The sequence below is a fragment of the Rhodoplanes roseus genome (assembly GCF_003258865.1).
GTDB classification, from domain to species: Bacteria; Pseudomonadota; Alphaproteobacteria; order Rhizobiales; family Xanthobacteraceae; genus Rhodoplanes; species Rhodoplanes roseus.
This window is the reverse complement of sequence record NZ_NPEX01000118.1, coordinates 1-17,638: the sequence shown is the minus strand read 5'-3', so window position 1 is coordinate 17,638 and position 17,638 is coordinate 1. Positions and strand designations below refer to the sequence as shown.

General features: G+C 69.6%; 16 protein-coding genes and 1 pseudogene. 5 read left to right on the top strand and 12 right to left on the bottom strand.

What is annotated here, in order from left to right; genetic code table 11:
* Nucleotides 1-355: 355 nt before the first annotated feature.
* The 5 genes from recF to rpsT form a co-directional block, all read right to left on the bottom strand.
* Nucleotides 356-1,495 carry a DNA replication/repair protein RecF gene (gene recF, locus CH341_RS17190; protein ID WP_111420227.1) on the bottom strand — a complete coding sequence of 380 codons (1,140 nt, stop codon included), beginning with the start codon at nucleotides 1,493-1,495 and terminating at the stop codon, nucleotides 356-358.
* Between the two features lie 111 nt (nucleotides 1,496-1,606).
* Entirely contained in the window at nucleotides 1,607-2,725 is a 1,119-nt protein-coding gene (gene dnaN, locus CH341_RS17185) for a DNA polymerase III subunit beta (RefSeq protein ID WP_111420226.1), read from the bottom strand.
* Nucleotides 2,726-2,984: 259 nt separating this feature from the next.
* Nucleotides 2,985-4,097, bottom strand: coding sequence for a glycosyltransferase (locus CH341_RS17180; protein WP_111420225.1), 1,113 nt, complete (start codon nucleotides 4,095-4,097; stop codon nucleotides 2,985-2,987).
* Between the two features lie 194 nt (nucleotides 4,098-4,291).
* Nucleotides 4,292-5,740, bottom strand: coding sequence for a chromosomal replication initiator protein DnaA (gene dnaA, locus CH341_RS17175; RefSeq protein WP_111420231.1), 1,449 nt, complete (start codon nucleotides 5,738-5,740; stop codon nucleotides 4,292-4,294).
* Between the two features lie 1,378 nt (nucleotides 5,741-7,118).
* Complete coding sequence (gene rpsT, locus CH341_RS17170) at nucleotides 7,119-7,382, bottom strand: 30S ribosomal protein S20 (protein ID WP_111420224.1); 264 nt, start codon at nucleotides 7,380-7,382, stop codon at nucleotides 7,119-7,121.
* 229 nt (nucleotides 7,383-7,611) lie between these two features.
* Between rpsT and CH341_RS17165 the strand changes: the two genes are divergently transcribed.
* Both CH341_RS17165 and msrA read left to right on the top strand, forming a co-directional pair.
* Nucleotides 7,612-7,929 carry a hypothetical protein gene (locus CH341_RS17165; RefSeq protein WP_111420230.1) on the top strand — a complete coding sequence of 106 codons (318 nt, stop codon included), beginning with the start codon at nucleotides 7,612-7,614 and terminating at the stop codon, nucleotides 7,927-7,929.
* 161 nt (nucleotides 7,930-8,090) lie between these two features.
* Nucleotides 8,091-8,750, top strand: a complete 660-nt coding sequence (msrA, locus tag CH341_RS17160) for a peptide-methionine (S)-S-oxide reductase MsrA (protein WP_111420223.1) — start codon at nucleotides 8,091-8,093, stop codon at nucleotides 8,748-8,750.
* 84 nt (nucleotides 8,751-8,834) lie between these two features.
* On the opposite strand, the gene CH341_RS17155 is transcribed toward msrA, so the two are convergent.
* From CH341_RS17155 to CH341_RS17135, 5 genes are all read right to left on the bottom strand, one after another.
* Nucleotides 8,835-9,974, bottom strand: a complete 1,140-nt coding sequence (locus tag CH341_RS17155; protein ID WP_111420222.1) for a mandelate racemase/muconate lactonizing enzyme family protein — start codon at nucleotides 9,972-9,974, stop codon at nucleotides 8,835-8,837.
* Nucleotides 9,975-9,981: 7 nt separating this feature from the next.
* Nucleotides 9,982-10,938: an NAD(P)-dependent oxidoreductase gene (locus CH341_RS17150; protein WP_111420221.1), complete on the bottom strand. Its 957-nt coding sequence runs from the start codon at nucleotides 10,936-10,938 to the stop codon at nucleotides 9,982-9,984.
* Nucleotides 10,939-10,960: 22 nt separating this feature from the next.
* The gene (locus CH341_RS17145; protein WP_111420220.1) at nucleotides 10,961-11,833 is read right to left on the bottom strand and encodes a fumarylacetoacetate hydrolase family protein; all 873 of its coding nucleotides are present in this window, start codon (nucleotides 11,831-11,833) and stop codon (nucleotides 10,961-10,963) included.
* A gap of 4 nt (nucleotides 11,834-11,837) precedes the next feature.
* Nucleotides 11,838-12,980, bottom strand: a complete 1,143-nt coding sequence (locus CH341_RS17140; RefSeq protein ID WP_111420219.1) for a mandelate racemase/muconate lactonizing enzyme family protein — start codon at nucleotides 12,978-12,980, stop codon at nucleotides 11,838-11,840.
* A 238-nt stretch (nucleotides 12,981-13,218) separates the two neighbouring features.
* The gene (locus tag CH341_RS17135) at nucleotides 13,219-14,199 is read right to left on the bottom strand and encodes a tripartite tricarboxylate transporter substrate binding protein (protein ID WP_245431110.1); all 981 of its coding nucleotides are present in this window, start codon (nucleotides 14,197-14,199) and stop codon (nucleotides 13,219-13,221) included.
* Between the two features lie 271 nt (nucleotides 14,200-14,470).
* On the opposite strand from CH341_RS17135, the gene CH341_RS17130 reads away from it, so the two are divergent.
* On the top strand, nucleotides 14,471-15,193 hold the full coding sequence (locus CH341_RS17130) for a GntR family transcriptional regulator (RefSeq protein WP_245431109.1): 723 nt from the start codon (nucleotides 14,471-14,473) through the stop codon (nucleotides 15,191-15,193).
* A gap of 36 nt (nucleotides 15,194-15,229) precedes the next feature.
* On the opposite strand, the gene CH341_RS17125 is transcribed toward CH341_RS17130, so the two are convergent.
* The gene (locus CH341_RS17125) at nucleotides 15,230-15,553 is read right to left on the bottom strand and encodes a hypothetical protein (RefSeq protein ID WP_111420218.1); all 324 of its coding nucleotides are present in this window, start codon (nucleotides 15,551-15,553) and stop codon (nucleotides 15,230-15,232) included.
* Between the two features lie 2 nt (nucleotides 15,554-15,555).
* Nucleotides 15,556-15,720: a hypothetical protein gene (locus CH341_RS34275; protein WP_170149666.1), complete on the bottom strand. Its 165-nt coding sequence runs from the start codon at nucleotides 15,718-15,720 to the stop codon at nucleotides 15,556-15,558.
* A 352-nt stretch (nucleotides 15,721-16,072) separates the two neighbouring features.
* On the opposite strand from CH341_RS34275, the gene CH341_RS17120 reads away from it, so the two are divergent.
* Together CH341_RS17120 and CH341_RS17115 are read left to right on the top strand one after the other, a co-directional pair.
* Nucleotides 16,073-16,975 (top strand): formate/nitrite transporter family protein, encoded by a 903-nt coding sequence (locus tag CH341_RS17120; RefSeq protein ID WP_111420217.1) that lies wholly within the window; start codon nucleotides 16,073-16,075, stop codon nucleotides 16,973-16,975.
* 14 nt (nucleotides 16,976-16,989) lie between these two features.
* Nucleotides 16,990-17,638 (top strand): annotated as a pseudogene (locus CH341_RS17115) (hypothetical protein); the annotation flags it as partial.

Here is a 17,638-nt window from a genome sequence, read left to right as displayed (position 1 = left end):
GGCCGCGATCGCGGCCGCGATGGCGCTGCCCCAGCGCTGCGCCGGCGTCAGCTCCGGCACGGCTCCGGCTCCCAGCAGCGAGCCGAGGTTCAGCTTGATGTCCTTGGCGTAGTCGGGCAGCTCCTGGCGGAGGGCTTCGAGGAGGCTCATGCGGGCTCCGTGTCGATGGCGTCCCGCAGCGACGGCTCCATGCGTTCGGCCGGGCCGCGCGAGACGGTTGCAAGCGTCGGGCGCGACCCTACGAAGGGGAGCTTCGGATGCAACTAATTTGCAGTTGTTGCGGCGCAGCAAGCGCCCGCCCGGTGGCATTCTGCCGCTAAATTCCGCGCCCCGCGAACAATTCACGCACGCTCGTTCAGCGCGAGAGCGTCACCCGTTGCGGCGCGACCTCGAACAGGTCGGCCTGCGCGGCGATCCCGGCGAACGCGGCCGGATCGGCGCCGGCCATCCACACCTGGGCGCCGAGGGCGCCCAGCGCCTCGAACAGCGCGTCCCGCCGGCCCGGATCGAGATGCGCCACCACCTCGTCGAGCAGCACGACGGGTGCGATGCCCGTCATGGTCGCCACCAGCTCGGCATGGGCGAGGACGAGCGTGATCAGCAGCGCCTTCTGCTCGCCCGTCGAGGCGTCGCGCGCCGCGATTCCCTTCGGCGCGAAAGTGACGGCGAGATCGGTCAAATGGGGACCGTCGAGGGTGCGGCCGGCGGCGGCGTCGCGCCCGCGATTGTCGCGCAACGCCTTGCGATACTGGTCCTCCAGCGCGATGGCCGGGCGGTCGAGCGCGGCGCCCTCCATCCAGCCGTCGAGGGCCAGGCCGGCCGACGGGAACGGCCCGGACCCGCGCTCGAACAGCGCGGCGGCGAGCCGCTGCACGGTCTCGGCCCGGGCGGCCGCGACCGCCACGGCGAGCTCGGCGGTCTCGTGCTCGGCGGCGTCGAGCCAGTGCGGATCGGGCGAGGGATTTTCCAGGAGGCGGTTGCGGGCGCGCAGCGAGCGCTCGAGGGCGGAGACGCGGGTGGCGTGATCGGGATGCACCGCGAGCACCAGCCGGTCGAGGAAACGCCGCCGCTCCGAGGCCGGCCCGAGGAACAGGCCGTCCATGGTCGGCACCAGCCAGACCAGCCGCAGATGCTCGGCGAAGGCGGTGGCCGAGCCGACCGGCTCGCGGTCGATCCGGCATTTTCGCGCATGGCTCGCCTCGGCGCCGGGCGGCGTGGCGACCCCGGTGCCGAGCGTCGCCAGCCCCTGCGCGCCCTCGATCTCGGCGGCGACCGCCCAGGTGCCCGGCCCGTCCTCGCGGGCGACCGCGTCGAGCGTGGCGCGACGCAAGCCACGACCCGGCGCCAGGAAGGAGATCGCCTCCAGAATGTTGGTCTTGCCGGCGCCGTTCGGCCCGGTCAGCACCACGAGCCGGCGCGACACCTGCAAGGTCGCCGTCCGCCAGGAGCGGAAGTCGGTCAGGCTGAGGCGGAGGATCTGCGGGGCGACGGTCATGTCTCTCACCTGTCATGGCCGGGCTCGTCCCGGCCATCCACGCTCTGAAGACGTGGATGCCCGGCACGAGGCCGGGCATGACGACTCGGAGATTGCCGCGCGAAGGCCGCGTCAGACCCGCATCGGCATCAGGACGTAGAGGGCGCCCTTGGCGTCCTTGTCCTGGATCAGGGTCGGGGAGCCGGGGTCGGCGAGCCGGAGCACCGCGGTGTCGCCCTCGATCTGCGCGGCGATGTCGAGCAGGTAGCGGGAGTTGAAGCCGATATCGAGCGGATCGGCGTCGTAGCCGACCTCGATCTCCTCGGTGGCGCTGCCGGAGTCCGGGTTGGTGACCGAGAGCACCAGCTTGCCCCCCGAGATCGACAGCTTCACGGCGCGGCCGCGCTCGCTCGACACGGTGGAGACGCGGTCGACGGCCTGCTCGAAGTCGCGCTTCTCGACCTCGAGCAGCTTGTCGTTGCCGGCCGGGATCACCCGCCCGTAGTCCGGGAAGGTGCCGTCGATCAGCTTGGAGGTGAGGACCATCGGGCCGATGCTGAACCGGATCTTGGTCGAGGAGAGCTCGATCCTCACCTCGCCGGTCGGATCCTCGATCAGCCGGTGCACCTCGCCGACGGTCTTGCGCGGGACGATGACGCCCGGCATGCCGTCGGTTCCGGCAGGGGCCGGAAACTCGACCTGGGCGAGGCGGTGCCCGTCGGTCGCGACCGCCCGCAGCACCGGCGTGTCGGCGCTGGTGGCGACATGGAGATAGATGCCGTTGAGATAGTAGCGCGTCTCCTCGGTGGAGATGGCGAACTGCGTCTTGTCGATCAGCCGCTTGAGATCCGCGGCGGCGAGCGCGAAGGCGTGCGTCATGTCGCCGGCGGCGAGATCCGGGAAGTCGCTCTCGGGGAGCGTCTGCAGCGTGAACTTGGAGCGTCCGGCCCGGATCACCAGCACGGCGCGGTCCCCGGTGGCGTCGAGGGTCACCTGGGTGCCCTCGGGCAGCTTGCGGACGATCTCGTAGAACATGTGCGCCGGCACCGTGGTGACGCCGCTCGACGCCACCTCGGCCGGAATCGTCTCGATGATCTCGAGGTCCAGGTCGGTCGCCTTGAAGGACAGCTCCGAGCGGTCGGCGCGGATCAGCACGTTGGCGAGGATCGGGATGGTGTTGCGTCGCTCGACCACCCGGTGGACATGCGACAGCGATCGCAAAAGCTCGGATCGCTCGACCGTAACCTTCATGCGGGACCCCGCTCGACTCTGAACGCGTGTTCGACTGCGACGCGCCGTGTGGACGCTGGTGGCACGGCAGGCCCGGGTTCGGGCCGCCTGCCCAAGCGGACGCCCGACCGCCCCGGGGGCGCGCCGGAACACGGGAAAGTGCCGCGCCAGCGCGGATTCGGCAAGGGTGAGGATGCCGAAGCACAAGATATTCCCGGCTTTTCGGCGACCGGGCGCGGGCCCGCGGAGGCCGGCGACCGGGTCCGAGCGGCGGGCGTCGTCACAGGCCGATGCCGCCCGGCGGCGTCTCCAGTCCCGACCGGTAGGACAGGAGCTGCTCGGCGCGGCGCCAGGGCGTCAGATGGTGGGTCGCGACATGCTCGCGCGCCGCCGTCGCGATCCGCCGCAGCCGCTCGGGATCGGCCAGCGCCGCCTCGACGACCCGGGTCAGGCTGCCGGGCACGTCGGCGTCGTAGTGGAGCGCGTGCACGCCGTCGAGGAGCGGGTGGAAGCGGGCGATGGTCGGCTGGTTGATCACCGGGATCGAGTAGACCGAGGCCGCCTCGTAATGGCGGATGCAGTCCCAGCCGAAGCCTTCCGGCGACCAGGTCAGCCACGAGGCCGTCATGTTGCGCATGAACGCGTCGTGCAGCACGCGGCCGTCGGCGATGACGACGTCCTTACGACGGGCCGCCAGCGCCCGCAGCTCGTCCAGCCCGGCCGGGCGGACGGTCGAGGAGTTGGTGGCGACGGCGACGAACAGGCCGATGGTCTTGTCGGGAAACTCCAGCGGCGGCAGCGTCGGGGTCTCGGTCGGCAGCCCGATCGCCCACGGGCGCAGGCGCTCGATCCGGCGGCGGTTGCGCGGCTTGTTGCGGAAGCGCGTCGACGGCATCTCCGGGTGCAGCGTGCGCTGGAACGCCTGCCAGCGGTCGATCGGCAGCTCGCGCTTGAAGTACCAGGTGCAGCGGTCGAGCAGGAAGGCGTTGCAGCGTGGGATCGTCCGCATGTCGTCGCCGTCGATCACCATGATCGACATGCGCCGCGGCAGCAGCCGGATCGCCTGGATGCCGAACAGGCGGATGAATCGCCGCCACGGCCCGAACGGCCGATGGAAGACGCTGCGCAGCGGCCGCCAGTGCCACGGCGCGTGGCGGGTCGGCGGGTGCACCACGATGGTGTCGATCTCGTAGCGCCAGGCGCGGCGCCAGAGCTGCCAGAACTCCCGCAGGTTGAACTCGCGGACATTGGGGGGCTTGGGCTCGCCCAGGTCCTCCTCGCTGCTCCACAGCAGCGTGGCGGTCCGCGGATCCACGCGGGAGAGGAGCCCGGCGCCGCCGATCTCCACGATCGGATTGAAGGCGTGAAGGGGCTCGGACGCTTCCGTCGACATCGGGCATCACTCGCGACTGCGGCGCGTCGGGCGGCGGATGCCGGCCCAGGACGCTCCGGTGCGGCACCTTACTGCTGTAGGGGCGCCGCGGCCACGTCTGCCGGCGTGCGCCCTGGCGGTTCGGTCGAGCCGATGTCTGCCCTGAAACGGTGGGAGCCGCCAGCCGTCGGGGACGTGGGACGCCGCCCCGGCGGCTACTCCTGAAGCTCGCGCTTGATCGCCTCGATCTCCTCGGCGAGGGCGAGGTCGTTGCCGACCAGGTTCTCGATCTTGCGCACGGCGTGCAGGACGGTCGTGTGATCGCGGCCGCCGAAGCGCCGGCCGATCTCCGGCAGCGAGCGCAGCGTCAGGGTCTTGGCCAGATACATGGCGATCTGGCGCGGCCGCACCACATTGGCGGTGCGCCGCGAGGAGAGCAGGTCGCCACGGCTGACATTGTAGCGCCGCGCGACGATGCGCTGAATCTCCTCGATCTTCACCTTGCGCGGCTCCTGCGGCCGCACGAGGTCGCGGATCTCGCGCTCGGCGAGCTCCATGGTGATCGGCTGGCCGGTCAGCTTCGAGTGCGCCAGCAGGCGGTTGAGCGCGCCTTCGAGGTCGCGGCCGTTGTGGGTCACCGACTTGGCGATGAACGACAGCACCGGCGCCGGAACGTCGAAGTCGGCGTGGTGCGAGCGCGCGCTGGTCACCCGCGACTGCAGGATCTCGAGCCGCAGATCCTCGCCGAACGAGCCCATCTCGACGACCAGGCCGCCGGCCAGGCGCGAGCGGACGCGATCGTCGAGATTTTCGAGGTCGAGGGGCGGGCGGTCCGCCGCCACCACGACCTGCCGGCCGGCGTCGATCATGGCGTTGAGCGTGTGGGAGAACTCCGCGAAGGTCGACTTGCCCTGCAGGAACTGGAGGTCGTCGATCAGCAACACGTCGGTGGTGCGGAGGACCTCCTTGAAGGCCATCGTCGTCTGGGTGCGCAGCGACGAGACGAAGCCGTAAACGAACTTCTCGGCCGTGAGATAGAGCACGCGGCGCTCGCCGCCGGCATTGCCGGCCCAGGCGATCGCCTGCAGCAGATGCGTCTTGCCGAGGCCGACCGAGGCGTGGACGTAGAGCGGATTGAACATCACCGGGTCGCCGCGCCGGGCGCTCGCCACCTGCTTGGCGGCGGCATGGGCGAGCGAGTTCGAGCGGCCGACGACGAAGCTGTCGAAGGTCAGCCGCGGATCCAGCGGCGAGCCGCCGATGCCGTCGTGGCCCGCCGTCGTGGCGGGAGGCGCCGACAGAGCGCTGTGGCCGTTGACCATGCCGAAGCCGGTGGGCGCCGGCTCGATCCGGGACACCGCCGGCGCGGCCGCGGCGTTGCGCAGCGCGACCGTGGCGGGGCGCATCATGGCGGAGCGCACCGACAGGTCGATGCGGCGGACCAGCGGCTCCTCGCCCTGCCAGCAGGCCAGCACCCGCTCGGCATAGTGAGACTGAATCCAGCTCTTCAGGAAGCGGGTCGGGACGGACAGGCGGACCGTCTCGCTCTCGACGCTCTCCAGTTCCATCCGGGCGAACCAGCTCGAGAAGATGTCCTCGCCGACCTCGGCGCGCAGGCGCCCTTTGACCCGCGTCCAGCGTTCTTGATGGTTGATCGTCGTCATCGACATGGCCTCACGCATTCCGCCCGGGGCGGACAACTGACAGTCGGATGCTCGCGCGCCCGGAGCGGACTCCGTCGCGTTCACACCTTGGCTCGCGAGAGCGTCGGGCAGCCTCTCGTATGGGAGGTCGCGGACGCTCCGCCGCGGGTCAGCTTCCGGGGGGCCAGAGCGTCGCCCGACAGGACGACGGGAACACCACGAGGCAGGGAACGTCGGGGGGGACCGAGGGAGCGAGGCCGGACAGTCCGGTGTCGACGGAGAGGGTCGGTACCGAGGCGGTGCCGAAACGAGTGTGCCACATTTTAGTCATGTTCGCCCCTGGACTTCGTCTGTAGTTCGGCCTCGAGCCACAGAAAATCCGCGCAGCCCCCGAGATTTTACTTCGGCGGATGTCGTTTAGTCCTGTCATTTCAAGTACAAGAAGGCGGGTTGATACGCCGTAAGAGTCCCTCGCACGTTCACATTTTTACTTGGAACTCAGCCTTTCCGTGTGAACGCCGTGCTGGTGACTCACGATTTCAACCTCTTCTTCGCGAACCCGCCGTAGGGCGGGGCCTGACCCAACCAATACACACGGCCCCCCCGCCTCGCAATGGCCTGGATGATGACCAGGGTCGCACAGCCGGGAGCCGCGGACCTGCGTGTGTGGGACGAATCTGCTTGCAAACGACAACTGCCTGTCCGTGCGCAGTATTTCATCGTCCTGTGACAAACCGGTGGGGCGGTGCGAGACGGTCGGCAGGAGGCCGCAGGGCAGGGGCGCCGCACGGGCTGTGGCCCTAATGCCGAGTGCTCGCCCGCGCTTTCCGGTTAACGCGTTGTTAAGACTTTGAAATCCGTGCGCGCTCCGGCAAGGTAACCCTTGGAAATGACGGGCGTTTTCGAGAACCGCCTGGGCACCGCCTGGCCATACGGGAAACTACTTAGATGGGCAATCTTCGTTAATTCCGGGCTCTGGTTGTTGCCGCGCGGCAACTGTGATGTAGCGTTGCAACAGGTTGTTTAGGTCAAAACCTAAGCTGAATGGGCTAGTACTTCGCTCGAAAATTGTGTTCGGCCGCTCCGTGAGTAGCCGTGCCGACACTGTTCGGATCATCGCAATGCAGAGACGGCCAGGCAAGGTCCCACATCCCGCCGAAATACGACTGTCACAGAAATTTCGATCGGGGTTCGGCCGCATGCGCGGTGCGCAATGCCGGGGTGCGAGACGACCGTTCGCCCGCCATGCTCCGCTCGGGCATCTGCCGATGCGCCAGCCGCTTCCGACCCGCGGCGCTGGGGCCCGATCGTGCAGAGGGGGCTCAGGACGTGCCCCCAAAACGACGATGGCCGGGACGAAGCCCGGCCATCTGAATTCCATCGTCGGGAGCGGCTGCCGTCAGGCGAGCTTGCTCAGCGCCTGGGTGAGGCGGGCCACCTTGCGGCTGGCACTGCGCTTGTGGACGACACCCTTCTGGGCAGCCCGCATGAGCACCGGCTCGGCCGCCTTGAGGGCCTCGGTCGCCGCCGTCTTGTTGCCGCTCGCCAGGGCGTCCTCGACCTTGCGGACGAAGGTGCGCATGCGCGACCGGCGTGCCTTGTTCACCTCGGTCCGACGCGCGATCTTGCGGGTGGCCTTCTTGGCGGAGGTCGTATTGGCCATCTGACGTGTCCGTCCGTTGATCCGGTTCGGCGCCACGCTCGAAAGGGGCGCACAAAAACTGCCGCGGCACGCCCTCGCGCCGCCGGGTGAGCGACGCTTATAGGTGTGCGACCCGGCGACGTCAACGGTCCGCTCACAGGAAAGGCGCCCGTTCACGGTTAACGCCCCCTGTCGGATCGCCGCGACGCACGCTATGGTCCGGTCTCCCGTCCAGAGCGCGGCTTTTCCCATGATCCGCTTCGTCTTCCGGTTCCTCGGCCTGTGGATTCTGGCCGCCGCCTTCATTTTCCTGATCTACGACGGCACCAAGTCGATCGCCGCCGGCGTCGTGCTGATCAAGCCGTTCGGCGAGACCTGGAACGACATCCATGCCGGCAGCCTGCAGGCGCTGCAGCCGCTGATGGAGCGCCACTCGCCCTGGCTGTGGGATCCGGCCATGCTGTCCGTCCTGGGCGCCCCGACCTGGCTGGTGCTCGGGGTGATCGGCATGATTCTGGTGCTGCTCGGCCGCAAGAAGAAGCCGCTGATCGGCTACGCCCGGCGCTGAGTCGGGGGCCGACGGTCCGCGGGGCGTGGCTGACCGCTGCGGTCTTCCCTCCTGATCGAGTTGTGATCGCCGCCCGCCTGCACCGGAGGGTGCCCGACACCATATGATGGCGCGGCGGCCAAGCCCCATCGACGAAGCCGCCTCGACAAGGAGACCCCCCGATGTTCCTGTTCCGCAAGAAAGCCGAGATGCCCAGCCCCGACGAGGTGCTGCCGGGACGCGCGCAGCCGCTCCCGACGGCGTCGCACCATTTCGTCAAGGGGCGGGCGCTGCAGGGGCCGTACCCGCAGGGGCTGGAGACGGCCGTGTTCGGGCTCGGCTGCTTCTGGGGCGCGGAGCGGAAGTTCTGGCAGCTCGGCGACGCCGTCCACGTGACCGCCGTCGGCTATGCGGGCGGCGGCACGCCGAATCCGACCTACGAGGAGGTCTGCTCCGGCCGCACCGGCCACAACGAGGTGGTTCTGGTGGTGTTCGATCCGGCCAAGATCTCCTACGAGCGCCTGCTGCAGACGTTCTGGGAAAGCCACGACCCGACCCAGGGCATGCGCCAGGGCAACGACGTCGGCACGCAGTACCGCTCGGGCATCTACGTCACCTCGCCGGCCCAGCGGGCCGCGGCGGAGGCCTCGCGCGACGCTTATCAAAAGGCGCTGACGGCCCGCGGCTACGAGCCGATCACCACCGAGATCGTCGACGCGCCGCCGTTCTATTTCGCCGAGGACTACCACCAGCAGTACCTGGCCAAGAACCCGGCCGGCTATTGCGGGCTCGGCGGCACCGGCGTGAGCTGCCCGGTGGGCGCCGGCGTATCGGCCGCCTGAGCGCCGAGGCCGATCCAAACGACACGAGCGGCCGGGGGGCGCCCCGGCCGCTTTTTTCTTGCCGCGGTGCCGGCGGCGCGCGCGTCAGACGTAGCAGGGCCCGTCGATGAGCGGATGGGCGCGGACGAAATCCTCGTCGACCTCGAGACCGAGGCCGGGCGTGTCGGACGGCCGCACGCAGCCCTCGGCGTCGAGCCGGTAGGGCAGGCCGCCGACCTCGTCGCGAAAGGGATTGTGCTTGGCCAAATCGCCTTCGAAATAGCCCGGGTTGTCGATGGCGGCGAGCAGGTTGAGGGTCGCGGCCATGTTGACCCCGGTCGCCGAGGTGTGCGGGTTGATGGTCAGCTTCCAGGCCGAGCCCATCGCGGCGATCCGCATCGTCTCGGTGATGCCGCCGGTCTTGGAGAGGTCCGGCTGCAGGAACATCACGGCGCCGCCGTCGATCAGCCGGGTGAACTCGAACCGGGTGAAGTGGTTCTCGCCGGCCGCGAGCGGCACGGTGCCGAAGCTCGTCGCCGTCTCGTAGGCGCGGTCGTCGTAGGGCGAGAACGGCTCCTCCAGCCAGCCGACGCCGAGCTCGTCGAAGGCCGGCATGGCGCGCCGCGCGTCGTCGAGGCTGTAATTGGTGTTGGCGTCGACCAGGATGTCGATCTCGTCCCCGAGGCGCTCGCGCACCGCCCGGACCCGGGCGATGTCGCGCGCGACGGTGTCGCCGCAGCGCAGCTTGAGGGCGCGCCAGCCCGCCTCGACATAGCCCTGCGCCTCGTCGGCGAGCGAGGAGGGCGCCTGCCAGCCGAGCGAGATGCCGCCCGCATACGCCTTGATCGGCTTCGAGGCGCCGCCCAGCAGGCGGTAGAGCGGCCAGCCGGCGACCTTGGCGCGGATGTCCCACAGCGCGAGATCGATGCCGGAGAGCGCCATCGCGGCCGCCGCCCCCATGCCGTGGCTGGCGAGCTGCATCTGATGGACGCGCTTCCACACGCCGACGACGTCGAGCGCGTCGAGGCCGACGGTCAGCTCCGAGATGGTGGTGTCGACCAGCTTGGCGATGGCGCCGGGGCAGCGGCCGTGATGGGCCTCGCCCCAGCCCGTGATGCCCTCGTCGGTCTCGATCTTCACCAGCACCGAGTCGCGCTTGACGGCGCGGCCGATGCCGAGCGTGACGTTCTGGCCCTGCGGGACCCGGAACGAGATCGGAAATGCGGTGACGGAGCGGATGCGCATGGCGTCCTCACGCGGCGACGGCGGTGGGATTGACGAGATTGCGCGGCCGCTCGCCGCGCAGGATGCGCAGCATCTCGTCGACCGCGCCCATGGTCATGGCCCGCATGCTGGTCGACGTGATGGCGGCGACATGCGGGGTCATCAGGAGCCGCGGCACCCCGAACAGCGGGCTGTCCGCCGGCACCGGCTGGCTGTCGTAGACGTCGACGGCGGCGCCCGCGATGGCGCCTGCCCTGAGGGCATCGACCAGCGCCTGGGTTTCGACGACGGGGCCGCGTGACGTATTGATCAGCACGGCGTCGGGCTTCATGCGGCCGATCAGCCGGCGGTTCACCAGTCCGCGCGTCTCGTCGGTGAGCGCGCAGGTCACGGCGATCGCATCGCTGCGCGAGAAGAGCTCGTCGAGCGAGACCTCGCTCACGCCGTCCGGGAACGGCCCCTTGTTGACGCCGATCACGGTCATGCCGAAGCCCTCGCGGGCGATCCGCGCGATGCGGCTGCCGACGGCGCCGACGCCGATGACGCCGAGCGTGTCGCCGGCGACCTCGCGGGTCGCGTCGGCCATCGGGCGGGCCGTGTTCCAGCCGTCGCGCCGCATCACCGCCTCGATGTGGCCGAGCGGCCGGCGCAGCCGCAGCAGCGCGGCAAAGAAATACTCGGTGACGGCCTGGGTGTTGCAGCCCGGCAGGTTCGCTACCATCACGCCGTGGCGGGTGGCCGCCTCGACCGGGATGAAGTCGAGCCCGACGCCGTGACGGACCATGCCCTTCAGCTTCGGCGCGTGGTCGCAGATGTCGTCGGGCAGCAGGGCGCGCACGATGATGCCGTCGACGTCGCGCGCCATCGCGCGCAGCGTGTCGGGCTTGGTGTCGGGCGCCAGGATCAGGGTCGCATGCGGCGCCAGGATCGCCTCACCGTCCGGGTGGATCGCGTTGGTCAGCAGCACGGTGGGCTTGTCGGACATCGGGGCACTCACGGTTCGGTCTTCACTGTTCGACGATGGGATTGACGAGGCGGCCGAGGCCTTCGACCTCGGTCTCGAGGACGGCGCCGGGGCGCAGCCAGGTCGGCGGATTTCGCACCGGCGCGACACCGGCCGGCGTGCCGGTGGCGATCACGTCGCCGGGCTCGAGCGGATGCTCGGCCGAGAGGGTGCTGATCAGGGTCGCGACCGAGAACAGCATGTCGGCCGTGGTGCCGTCCTGGAGCCTCACGCCGTCCATCCAGAGCCTCACCCGCAGCGCTTGCGGATCCGGAACCTCGGATGCTGACACCAGTGCCGGCCCCATCGGGCAAAAGGTCGGAAAGTTCTTGCCGCGGCGGAAGTGGCCGTCGGCCCGGATCACATCGGAGGCGCTGACGTCGTTGAGCACGCAGTAGCCGGCGACGTGGGACAACGCGTCGCCTTCCGACACGGCATCGGCGCGACGACCGATGACGGCGGCGAGCTCGGCTTCGTAGGTGACGCCGCCGACGCCGGCCGGCAGCACGATCGTGTCGGTCGGACCGGCCACGGCGCTCGGCTCCTTCACGAAGGTGACGGGCTTTTCGGGCGGGCTCATTTTCCGTTCGGCGACGGCATCGCGAAAATTGTGGGCGGCGCCGATGATGCGGCCGGGACGCAGCGGCGCGAGCAGCCGAACCTCTTCGAGCGGCAGCCGGGCGTCCGCCGGAACCACCACGCCCGAGAGCCGCGTCTCGATGACGTCGAGGCCCGTCCTGATCAGATCCAGCACGGTCGGCTCCGGGCCGACGATGTCGTGGAACGCGGGATGGCCGAGATCCAGCACGGTCCCGCCCGCCTGGTCGAGGACGCCGGCTCGAACGGCGCCGCCTCGTGCAAATGTCACGAACCGCATCGTCTCACGCCTTCCGGTACTTTTCGATCACGGCGCGGTCGACCTCGATGCCGAGGCCGGGGCCGGTCGGGATTTTTACGATGCCGCCGTGCTGGACGATCGGCTCCTTGGCGAGATGATCGCGGAACGGGTTCTCCTCCTGCTCGAACTCCAGCAGCGGCGGGCGTGGGAACAGGCAGGGCGGCTGATCCGGGATCGCCGCGAGGAAGTGCAGCGTCGCGGCGAGGCCGACGGCCGAGCCCCAGGCGTGCGGCACGCATTCGACGCCGTGCGCCGTCGCCATGGCGGCGATCTTCTTGCACTCGGTGATGCCGCCGGCGGCGCAGACGTCGGGCTGGACGATGTCCATCGCCTTGCGGACGAGCTTGTCGCGGAAGCCCCAGCGGGTAAAGTCGTTCTCGCCACCGGCGACGGCGATGTCGAGCGCGCGCGTCACCTCGATGTAGCCGTCGACGTCCTCGGGCGAGATCGGCTCCTCGAACCACTCGATGTCGAGCTCTTCGAGCTTGCGACCGAGACGGATCGCGTTCGGCACGCTGAGGCAGTGGTTGGCGTCCACCATCAGGCGCACGTCGGGGCCGATCGCCTTGCGCACCGCGGCGATGCGGGCGACGTCGCGGCCGACGTCGCCGAGCCCGATCTTCATCTTGATGGCGCCGAATCCGCGGGCGACGAAGCCCTCGGCCTCCTCGACGGCCTCCTCGATCAGGTGGTCGAAGTCGATGAAGTAGAGGCCGGTCGCGTAGGCCTGCACCTCGCTCCGGAAGGCGCCGCCGATCAGCTTGTGCACCGGCTTGGCCGTCAGCTTGCCGATCAGATCCCACAGCGCGATGTCGATGCCGCTGATCGCGGCGATCGCCATGCCGGTCTGCCCGTAGTCCTTGATGCGGTTGTAGAGATATTCCCAGATCACCTCGACGTCGAACGGGTCGCGGCCGATCACGTGGGCGGCGAGCTGGGTGTCGATGAAGGCCTTGGCGACCGCCGACGGGCCGTAGCACTCGCCCCAGCCGACGACGCCGTCGTCGGTCTCGATCTCGACCAGGCAGGTGCCGCGCACCTTGTAGAGCCAGCCGCGCGACGAGGTGAACGGCTTCTCGACCGGTGCGCTGACGACGTGGGTGGTGACGGACTTGATCTTGCTCACGCGATGGGGCCTTCGATGGAGTGAGGGACGAGACGTGTGATATCGGGTCGGCTTTTCCGTGTGGCCGCCCCCCACCCCCGACCCCTCCCCGCCACGAGCTTCGCTCGCGGGAGGAGGGGAGCGAAAGCGCCGCGCGCGCGGAGAGAAGACCGGGCCGCTGTCTTCTCCCCTCCTCCCATTCGCGTCAGCGAATGGCGGGGAGGGGGCGGGGGTGGGGGCTCTTTCTTTGAGGGGCCGGTTATTGCTGGTCCTTGAAGACCTGGGTGCCGACCTCGCGCAGCGAGGCGGTGACGGCTTCGACCTCCTTGGTGAGCGCGTCGCCGGTCAGGTCGTCGACCAGGAACGAGTTCTCCTTGGCGAAGGTCTTGAAGCGCGGATCCTGGATGGCCTTGCGGAACGCCGCGGTGATGCGCTCGCGGATCGCCGGCGGCAGGCCGGCCGGGCCGACGACATAGGCCATCTGCACCACCGGCCCGTACGGGAAGACGTCGTAGCCCTTCTCCTTGAAGGTCGGGATGTCGGGGAACTGCTCGAGCCGCTTGTCGGCGAACACGCCGATCGGCTTCACCAGCCCCTCCTGGATCTGGCCGATGCTCTCCGACGGCTTCAGCACGCCGGCCTCGAGATGGCCGCCCAAAAGGTCGGCGATCACCTTGGAGCCGCCCGTGTAGGGCACGTTGACGTAGCCGACGCCGGCGGCGCGCGCCGTCATGGCGGCGAAGATGTGGTTGACGTTGTAGGTGCCGGGCGTGCCGATCGACACCTTGCCGGGGTTCTTCTTCATGTTGGCCAGGAAGGCGTCGAGCGGCTGGTGCGGGCTCTTGCCGGGGACCTCGAGCAGCAGCGGGTCGGTCGAGACGCGGACCAGATGCGCGAACTGCTCGTTCTTGAGCTGCGCCTTGCCCTGGGCGATGGCCGCGAGCGTCGAGCTGGTGCCCATGCCGAGCGTGTAGCCGTCCGGATCGGCGCCGGCGACCCGGCGGAGCCCGATGGCGCCGTTCGCCCCGACGATGTTCTCGATGATGATGCCGATGCCTTGTTCCTTGAGCAGCGGCTGCAGCTGTCGCGCCATCACGTCGTTCGAGCCGCCCGGATTCCACGGGACGATGAAGGTGACGTCGCGGCTCGGAAACGCGGGCGTCTGGGCCCCGGCCTGGCCGGGCTGCGCGGTTAGCGCCGCGGCAAGGGCGGCGGCGAGAGCGAGAGAAATCCTTGGCACCGGGCTATCCTTCCTGCTTGTTGTTTGTTATAACAAACAACGGAGGTAAGGCCCTGTCAATCCTGGAAAATCGAGAGCGGTGGATTTTTGCAGTGCAGCATGGGCCGGCGTAGGACGGACGGGGGAGGATTCTTCTCGCGTCTCGGCCGCCGAATCGGCGCACATCCTGCAGGGACGTCGCGTGGCGCGGGTTCCGAGCGTTTCCGGACGCTACGGCGTGTCCGGGTCCAACGCAGCACACCGGCCGCGAGGGCGGCCGAGAGATGGAGCGATGGCGAAAGCAGCCGCGAAGCTGAAGAAGATCGAGCGGGAGCCGTTGTGGGATCTCGCGCATGTCCAGCTGCGCGACGCGCTCCTGGCCGGGCATTTCGCGCCCGGCCGTGCGCTGCCCCTGCGCGACCTGGCCGAGAGCTTCGGCATCTCGATCACGCCGGTACGCGACGCCATCACCCGGCTGGTCGCCCAGGGCGTGCTTCAGCAGGGGCCGCGCAATGCCGCCGTGGTGCCGACCCTGACGGTCCGCGAGCTGCGCAATCTCACCATCGTGCGCTGCGAGCTGGAAGGTCGCGCCGCCCGCGAGGCGGCCGCGAATGCCGATCCCAAGGGCCTGCAGGCGCTACAGGCCGGACTGCGGACCATGCAGGACATGATCGAGCGGGAATCGCTGACGCGATATCTCGACGTGCATCGCGAGTTTCATTTCGGCATCTACGCGATGGCCGACATCCCGGTGCTGCTCGAGATGGTCGAGAATCTGTGGCTGCGCTGCGGTCCCGTGCTGTCCTTCGTGGTCCCGCACTACGTCCTGCTGCGCAAGGGAACGGATCATCACGCGGCGGCCTGCGACGCGATACGTCGCGGCGACGGCGCCGCGGCCGAGGCCGAGATCGTCGCCGACATCGAGGGCGCGGCCCGTTATCTCGAAAGTCTCGCCGATGCACACGGCATCATTCAGCGCAGCGCGGTTGCGTCCGTGCGTCCGGGCGGCTCTTGAGCCGGCCCGGAGAGCCGCACGGACGGCTCGTCCGGCTCAGCCGTGGCTCGCCGTGGCCCAGGCCGACGCCCCAGGGCCCGGCCGCATCGTCCGTGGGCCGGTTGTGAGGGCGACGAGCCGCTGCGCCATGGCCTGCTTCGCCTCGTCGAGGCCGAGGGCGACACCACGGTCCTGCGGCGTGCCCGGAGCGCTGTCCACCGACCAGTACCAGCGGCGTGCCGCGCCGTCGGCGAACGAGCTCATGATTCGGCCGACGCGCCGCTCGTTGATCCTGACGATGAAGTCGTCGGGCCGGCGGCCGCCCTCCGCGTAAGGGACCTCCACCTTTTCCAGGACGAGGTGCAACGTGGTCTCGGGCATGATCATGTTCCCGGGTGAGCGACCGGCGCGGCGCGCGCCTGCGTGACGTGCGACGTCGCGTCGGCCACGGCGGCCCGTTCGCCGGCGTGAAGCGCGACGATCGTCGCGATCATGATGCCGGCGACGCCGGCCCACAGGGCAGTGTTGTTGTTCGAGCAGATGCACATGATCCATCTCCGTGCCGGTCGTGTCGGTCCGGGCGCGAAGGCAGGAGTCGAACGCGAGCGAGGCTGTCGAAGAGCCGTATCAGGCCGTGACGCGGCTCCAGACCTTCCGGCCTCTTGCTACGCTCGCGAACCGTGGCTGTACAATATTCAGTTGTGGGTTCACCATTGATCCCGCTTATGCTGCGCGGATCTTCATAGGTAGTTGTGCGGATCGTGGGATGCGTGCTGCACGCAACCCCGCTCCGAGTCACCCCCGATCGTCGCGCCGGTCGATTCCTGCTAATTCCCGCCCGGGCCGTGCTCCCTCGGCCGATATCGAAGACGGCCGAGCCCGTAGCGTCAGGAGACATCGATGGCAGCGGACAACCAGATCCTCGGATCTGACGCCTACTCGCCCGCGGAAATTCAGGACAAGGTCGAGAAGCTCGGGGTCAAGAAGGCGCGCATGCCCTTCCTGCCCGAGTTCATGCTGGCGGTCGTCGCCGGCGGCTCGATCGGGCTGGGCGGCATGTTCTTCACCATCGTGCTGGCCGACCCGACGCTCGGCTTCGCCGTTCAGCGGGTGCTCGGCGGCGTCGTGTTCACGCTCGGGCTGGCGCTGGTGATGATCGGTGGTGCCGAGCTGTTCACCGGCAACTGCCTGATCGTCATGGCCTGGAGCAACGGCCAGATCCGCACCGGCGAGGTGATCAGGAACTGGACCGTCGTCTGGCTCGGCAACCTGGTCGGCGCGCTCGGCCTGGTGTTCCTCGTGTTCATGGCGCACCACCCGGAGATGAACGACGGCGCCATCGCGGCCGCCGCGCTGAAGCTCGCCATCGGCAAGATCCAGCCCGACGCGGTGACGATCTTCTTCAAGGGCATCCTGTGCAACATCCTGGTCTGCCTCGGCGTCTGGCTGGCCTATGCGGGGCGCTCGGTCGCCGACAAGATGGCCGGCATGGTGCTTCCGGTCGCCTGCTTCGTCGCCGCCGGATTCGAGCACTGCATCGCCAACATGTACTTCCTGCCGCTCGCCTGGCTCCTGGTGGTCACCGACCACGTGCCGGCCGGGCTCGACGTCTCCGTCATCACGCTGTCCGGCATCGTCCACAACATCATCCCGGCGACGCTCGGCAACATCGTCGGTGGCGCCGGCTTCGTCGGCATCGTCTACTGGGCGATCTACCGCAAGGGGCTCGGCGGCATCACGCCGCTGCCGCCCGAGCCGGTGCCCGCTCCCGAGCCGGACCGGCGGAGCGTCGCCGCCCGCTGAGACCGGTAGCCGCCATGGACCGCGACGCGAGTGTTCGCCCGGGTGCCGCCGCGAGGTTCGATCCGGGTCGGGTCGTCGTCTCGGCCGGCATTGCCGATGGGAGGATCGTCTCCGCGGCGGTCCGCAGCGAGCGTCCGCGCGGCCTGTCCGCGGCGCTCGCCGGCCATCCTCCGTCCGAGATTCCCGATCTCGCCCGGCGCCTGTTCGCGCTCTGTGGCCTGTCCCAGGCGACGGCGGCGCGGTACGCGCTCCGCGCCGCGGGGGCCGTGGTGCCCGGGCCGGCCGTCGAGGCCGAGTCCGACGCGCTCGTCTGCGAGCGCCTGGTCGAGCATCTGCGCGCCACCGTCATGGGCTGGAGCGGCCCGGTGCCGCTGTCGGCCGTGGAGCGCGCGGCCGTGCCGGCCGCACTCTCGCTCGCTGCAGCGCCGCGGCTCGATCCCGAGGCCTTGCACGGCTCTTTGGCGCGGCTCGGGCTGGCGGACCGGATGGCGGCGGCCGGCTCCTGGGCGGAGCGCCTGCTCGCCTTCGCGGCCGGACTGCCGCGGCTGTCGGATCGGCCGCCCGATCCTCTGTCCCCGAACGACGACGCCGCGGTCGTTGCCGCGCTGGACCGCGATGGAGACGCGTTCGCGGCCTGCCCGTGCCTGCCCGGCCGCAGGCCGC

What these genes read in the sequence shown, in the direction of transcription:
- recF (WP_111420227.1), bottom strand. Translation starts at nt 1,495, where the DNA reads ATGACCGTCGCCCCGCAGATCCTCCGCCTCAGCCTGACCGACTTCCGC.
- dnaN (WP_111420226.1), bottom strand. Translation starts at nt 2,725, where the DNA reads ATGAAGGTTACGGTCGAGCGATCCGAGCTTTTGCGATCGCTGTCGCAT.
- CH341_RS17180 (WP_111420225.1), bottom strand. Translation starts at nt 4,097, where the DNA reads ATGTCGACGGAAGCGTCCGAGCCCCTTCACGCCTTCAATCCGATCGTG.
- dnaA (WP_111420231.1), bottom strand. Translation starts at nt 5,740, where the DNA reads ATGACGACGATCAACCATCAAGAACGCTGGACGCGGGTCAAAGGGCGC.
- rpsT (WP_111420224.1), bottom strand. Translation starts at nt 7,382, where the DNA reads ATGGCCAATACGACCTCCGCCAAGAAGGCCACCCGCAAGATCGCGCGT.
- CH341_RS17165 (WP_111420230.1), top strand. Translation starts at nt 7,612, where the DNA reads ATGATCCGCTTCGTCTTCCGGTTCCTCGGCCTGTGGATTCTGGCCGCC.
- msrA (WP_111420223.1), top strand. Translation starts at nt 8,091, where the DNA reads ATGTTCCTGTTCCGCAAGAAAGCCGAGATGCCCAGCCCCGACGAGGTG.
- CH341_RS17155 (WP_111420222.1), bottom strand. Translation starts at nt 9,974, where the DNA reads ATGCGCATCCGCTCCGTCACCGCATTTCCGATCTCGTTCCGGGTCCCG.
- CH341_RS17150 (WP_111420221.1), bottom strand. Translation starts at nt 10,938, where the DNA reads ATGTCCGACAAGCCCACCGTGCTGCTGACCAACGCGATCCACCCGGAC.
- CH341_RS17145 (WP_111420220.1), bottom strand. Translation starts at nt 11,833, where the DNA reads ATGCGGTTCGTGACATTTGCACGAGGCGGCGCCGTTCGAGCCGGCGTC.
- CH341_RS17130 (WP_245431109.1), top strand. Translation starts at nt 14,471, where the DNA reads ATGGCGAAAGCAGCCGCGAAGCTGAAGAAGATCGAGCGGGAGCCGTTG.
- CH341_RS17125 (WP_111420218.1), bottom strand. Translation starts at nt 15,553, where the DNA reads ATGCCCGAGACCACGTTGCACCTCGTCCTGGAAAAGGTGGAGGTCCCT.
- CH341_RS34275 (WP_170149666.1), bottom strand. Translation starts at nt 15,720, where the DNA reads ATGTGCATCTGCTCGAACAACAACACTGCCCTGTGGGCCGGCGTCGCC.
- CH341_RS17120 (WP_111420217.1), top strand. Translation starts at nt 16,073, where the DNA reads ATGGCAGCGGACAACCAGATCCTCGGATCTGACGCCTACTCGCCCGCG.